Annotated in this window: 2 protein-coding genes and 1 pseudogene; all 3 read left to right on the top strand. The window is 65.6% G+C overall.

From position 1 onward, the window contains the following. Nucleotides 1-1,200, top strand: a pseudogene (locus tag RWX87_RS06480) (hypothetical protein); the annotation flags it as partial. 340 nt (nucleotides 1,201-1,540) lie between these two features. Then, nucleotides 1,541-3,016 (top strand): alpha-amylase family protein, encoded by a 1,476-nt coding sequence (locus tag RWX87_RS06475; protein ID WP_314688762.1) that lies wholly within the window; start codon nucleotides 1,541-1,543, stop codon nucleotides 3,014-3,016. Nucleotides 3,017-3,146: 130 nt separating this feature from the next. Then, a complete protein-coding gene (locus RWX87_RS06470) occupies nucleotides 3,147-4,817 on the top strand; it encodes a CTP synthase (RefSeq protein ID WP_314688761.1) in 1,671 nt (556 codons plus the stop codon). Nucleotides 4,818-5,168: the final 351 nt, after the last annotated feature.

Here is a 5,168-nt window from a genome sequence, read left to right as displayed (position 1 = left end):
GTCAAGGACAACGGCGTCGCCTTCTTCAACGACTCCATTCGTGATGCGGCCAAGGGGTCGGTGTTCTCCGACACCGACACCGGATTCGTATCCGGGAAGTCGGGACTCGAAGGGCTGATCGCCAACAACCTGCTCGGATGTCAGAACGCGACGGGAACCGCATCGTCGGCACTGTGCACGAACGGCTCGACGAACGTCAAGTACGCCGATGCGGGCCAGGTCGTGCAGTACGTCGAGGCTCATGACAACATGACGCTCTACGACAAGCTGCGCGCCAGCGTCCCCACCGACAGCGACGCCCAGACCGTGAAGCGGGCCGAGCTCGCGGATTCGCTCGTCACCCTGTCGCAGGGTATCCCCTTCATCCAGCTGGGGCAGGAGTTCCTGCGCACCAAGGGCGGAGACGGCAACAGCTACAACTCGGGCGATTCCGTCAACGCCATCGACTGGGACCGCACGACGACCTACAAGGGCTCCGTGGACTACGTCAAGGGGCTTCTCGCTCTGAGGAAGAACACGGCGGCCTTCCGCATGTCGAGCTATGACGACATCTCGAAGAACGCCAAGATCCTCCAGGCCTCGGACGGCATCGTCGCCTACCAGGTGACGGACGACAGCGGGACCTATGTGGTGATCTTCAACTCCACGTCCAGCTCCGTCGACGCCTCAGACGCCACGACGAAGTCCTCCGCCAAGTCCCTGACATCCGACTCCGCGGACTCGACGACGACGGTGTCGGGCCTTGATGCCGGCACCTACCAGGTGCTTGTCAAGGACGGCACGGTGCTTGATGACAATGATCCGTGCACGTCCGGAACCACGACGCCGACGACGGTGAAGGTCACCGACGGGGACTACACGGCCGGCGCCCTTGCGGCGACGGTGCTCAAGCTCCAGACGACCTCGGACTCCTCCTCGTCGGACACGACGGGGTCCTGCGAAACCACCGGAACCGACACGTCGGACAACGGGTCGGGCTCCACCGGCTCGACATCCAGCGGTTCGACGGGCTCGTCCAACGGCTCGTCCTCGGCTTCCGGCGCCTCGTCGTCCTCCACGTCCACCACGACGAGCCTGTCGACCACGGGGTCGGCCGTCGCGGGCGTCGTGGCACTGGTCATGATCCTCACCCTGCTGGGCGTGGAGGTTCTGGCTGCCCGCAGAGTCTCCGGCGGGAGGGATGGCAGACACTCCGCCTGACCGAAGGATGGCGCTGACGGTATCCGTCGAGAGATGACGGGCCGCCAATGCCCAGGGGGCCGGTTCGGACGCCGATGGCGTCGGAACCGGCCCCTTTCTTGTCCTTCCCTCCTCCATCCATGGGACCGCGGACTCCCGGCAGAACGTCCGGCATCGCGCGGCGACGAACGCAGAAAACCACGATGCCGGCGAAACCGCTTCGTACGTCCTCGCCGGATTCGGCGGGACGCCGCATGCCATGGAGAGGGTGAGGGGACATAATGGGCAAGGACATGTCAAGGGAAGACCCTAAATACTGAGGAAGACCGTGTTCGGCCGGATTCGACTCGATGGGGGGCAAATGATCGTTCGCACGATACGCCGTGTACTGTCGGCGGCCCTCGCCGTGGCCGCCGCCGTGGCACTGGCCCTGACCACCGTCCAGGTCCCGACCGGATACGCCTCCTCCTTCAACCCCGCCGCCTACCGCAGCGACGTCATCGTCACCGCCTTCCAATGGAACTGGAACTCGGTGGCCAGGGAATGCACGCGGACCTTCGGTCCCGAGGGCGTGGCCTATGTGCAGGTCTCCCCGCCGCAGGAGAGCATCCTCGGCTCCCAGTGGTGGACCTCCTATCAGCCCGTCAGCTACGGGCTGCACTCCAAGGAGGGCACCGAGGCCGAGTTCCGCAGCATGGTGAAGCAGTGCAGGGCCGCGGGCGTGGGCATCATCGCCGACGCCGTCATCAACCACACCACCGGCGTCGACAAGGTCTCCGGCACCGGGACAGGGGGCAGCACCTACACGAACACCGGCGACTTCCCGGCGATTCCCTACACCGCCGCGAACTTCCACGACTGCGACAGGGACATCCTGTCCTACACGAACGCCACCGAGGTCCAGACCTGCCGCGTGAGCGGCCTGCAGGACCTCGACACCTCCCAGCCGTACGTGCGACGCATGCTGGCCGCCTACTTCGCCCGGCTGATGCGTCTCGGCGTCGCGGGATTCCGCGTCGACGCCGTCAAGCACATCGCCGCTGACGACGTGCTCGCGATCAAAAGGCTTGTGGCGAAGGACACCGGACGCTCGGTCGACGACATCTGGTGGATGCAGGAGGTCATCGGAAGCGTCAACGAGGCCGAGGAGATCCAGCCCGACCGGTACCTGCGGTCCGGCCAGGTGTCGGAGTTCCAGTACGCCTATCGTCTCAAGCGGCTGTTCGACGACTCCCTCATGGGCGGGACCCTGACGCTGGACGAGATCTCCAAGTCGCTCGTCGACAGCTCGAAGGCGGCCGTGTTCGTCACCAACTGGGACACCGAGCGCAACGGCTCCACACTGACGTACAAGGACGGAAGCAGGTACCTGCTCGCCAACGCCTTCATGCTCGCCTACCCCTACAGCGAGCCGAACGTCTTCTCCGGATACGAGTTCAGCAGCACGGATTCCGGGGCCCCCGGGGCCACGGCGGACTCGGTGCCCGACGTCTCCTGCTCGACGGGCTCCGGATGGACCTGCACGCAGAGGCTCACCGCGATCCGCGGGATGATCGGATGGCATAACGTCGCAGGGAAGGCGAAGCTCACCGACTGGCAGTCCGACGGGGACAACGTCGTGGCGTTCGGACGGGGGTCGAAGGCCTTCCTCGTCATGAACAACGGATCCTCCTCCAGCACGGCCACCTGGCGGACGAGCCTGCCGGCCGGCACCTACTGCGACGTGTACTCCTCGGCCGACTGCTCGACGACGGTCCGTGTCTCGGCGTCGGGGAGCATCCACGTCAGCGTTCCGGCCGGCTCCGCGGTGGCCATCCACGTCGGCTCGCGCGTCTGAGAGGGAGGCGGGCCGGCCGCTTTTCCCTGGTTCGTCGGCGGTTCGGGACGGGAACCGGCGAGCTTTCGTCCCAGAGGACAATACGGAACGAAACACGCCCGGGCATCCGCGGATGATAGACTGAAGTTCCATGGCTAGAAGACAGCATGGCAGTTCCCAGGGTCACATCACCAAGCACATTTTCGTCACCGGGGGAGTGGTGTCGTCCCTTGGCAAGGGGCTGACGGCGTCCTCGCTCGGCCGTCTGCTGCGGAGCCGCGGCATCCGCGTCCTGCAGCAGAAACTCGACCCCTACATCAACGTCGATCCCGGCACGATGAACCCCTTCCAGCACGGCGAGGTCTACGTCACCGAGGACGGCGCGGAGACCGATCTCGACATCGGGCACTACGAGCGCTTCCTTGACGTGTTCCTCAGCCAGAAGGCGAACGTCACCACCGGGCAGATCTACCAGTCGGTTCTGCGCAAGGAGCGTGCCGGGGAGTACCTCGGCCAGTGCGTCCAGGTCATCCCGCATATCACCAACGAGATCAAGTCGCGAATGCGCGCCCAGGCCGGCGACGACGTGGACGTCATCATCACGGAGATCGGCGGCACGGTCGGCGACATCGAGTCGCAGCCGTTCCTCGAGGCGGCGCGCGAGGTCAGACGCGACCTCGGCTCCGACAACTGCATGTTCGTGCACGTCTCCCTGGTGCCCTATATCGCGGCCGCGCATGAGCTCAAGACCAAGCCCACCCAGCATTCCGTGATGACGCTGCGCCAGCTGGGCATCTCGCCTGACGCGCTCGTCCTGCGTTCCGACAGGCCCCTCACCCAGGCCATCAAGGACAAGATCTCCCTGATGTGCGACGTGGACGAGGAGGGCGTGGTCAACTGCGTGGATGCTCCCAGCATCTACGACGTGCCGAAGATCCTCTTCAGCGAGGGGCTCGACGCCTACGTCGTCCGCGAGCTCGGCCTGCCCTTCCATGACGTGGACTGGGCGGACTGGGAGGACCTTCTTGACAGGGTGCATCATCCGAGGCATGAGGTGAGCATCGCCATCGTCGGCAAGTACATCGACCTGCCCGACGCCTACCTCTCCGTCACCGAGGCCATCAAGGCCGGGGGCTTCGGGAACTATGCGAAGGTCGACGTCAGATGGGTCGCCGCCGACCTGTGCGAGACGAACGAAGGGGCCAAGGCGGCGCTCGACCAGGTCGATGGCATCGTCATCCCGGGAGGCTTCGGCATCCGGGGGATCGAAGGCAAGATCGGCGCCCTGCGATACGCGCGCGAGAACGGGCTGCCCGCCCTGGGCCTGTGCCTCGGCCTGCAGTCCATGGTCATCGAATACTCCCGGCACGTGCTGGGACTTGAGGACGCCAATTCCTCGGAGTTCGAGCCCGACTGCCAGAATCCGGTGATCGCGACCATGGCCGAGCAGAAGGACATCGTGGCCGGCAAGGGCGACATGGGACACACCATGCGTCTGGGCTCCTACCCGGCGGAGCTCGAGGAGGGTTCGCTGGTCGCCGAGCTGTACGGCACCACGCACGTCACCGAGCGCCACCGTCACCGCTACGAGGTGAACGTCGCCTACAAGCAGCGGCTGCGCGACGGCGGCCTGCGCATCTCGGGGGAGAGCCCGGACGGCGAACTCACGGAGTTCATCGAGCTGCCCCGTGACGTCCATCCCTTCTACGTGGGCACCCAGGCCCATCCCGAGTTCAAGTCGCGTCCCACCCGTCCGCATCCCCTGTTCCGAGGACTGGTCAAGGCTGCGCTCGACCATCAGAAGGCCCGGGGGAACGCCTGATCGTTCCGCCAGTCACCCCTCCTATGCGCCCCGTCCGGATTGCCCCGGGCGGGGCGCATCCATGGGGGGCGTCCCAGCCGTGACCTGGCGCATTCCACTGCACCTGTTGCGAGGGCCCTATCCATCGGGAGTCCCCGCGACACGGACAACTCATGCGCGCTTGCCCACGTCGTCCATCTCACACATCGCGCACAGCCTATTTCCGCCCGAACCCTAGTGTTTCCCGCGTCGGTCTGTTACGTTAGCGCATGGTAACTTCCCGAGGAATGGAGGCAGCGGACGGTGAGCAAGCAGACGTCTGAAGCCGCGCAGGACGTGGAGATGAGCCAGTACGTGGCCGACAGATCCCGC

Source organism: uncultured Bifidobacterium sp. (assembly GCF_963540075.1).
Lineage (GTDB): Bacteria > Actinomycetota > Actinomycetes > Actinomycetales > Bifidobacteriaceae > Bifidobacterium.
This window is presented reverse-complemented; position numbering and strand designations above follow the sequence as displayed.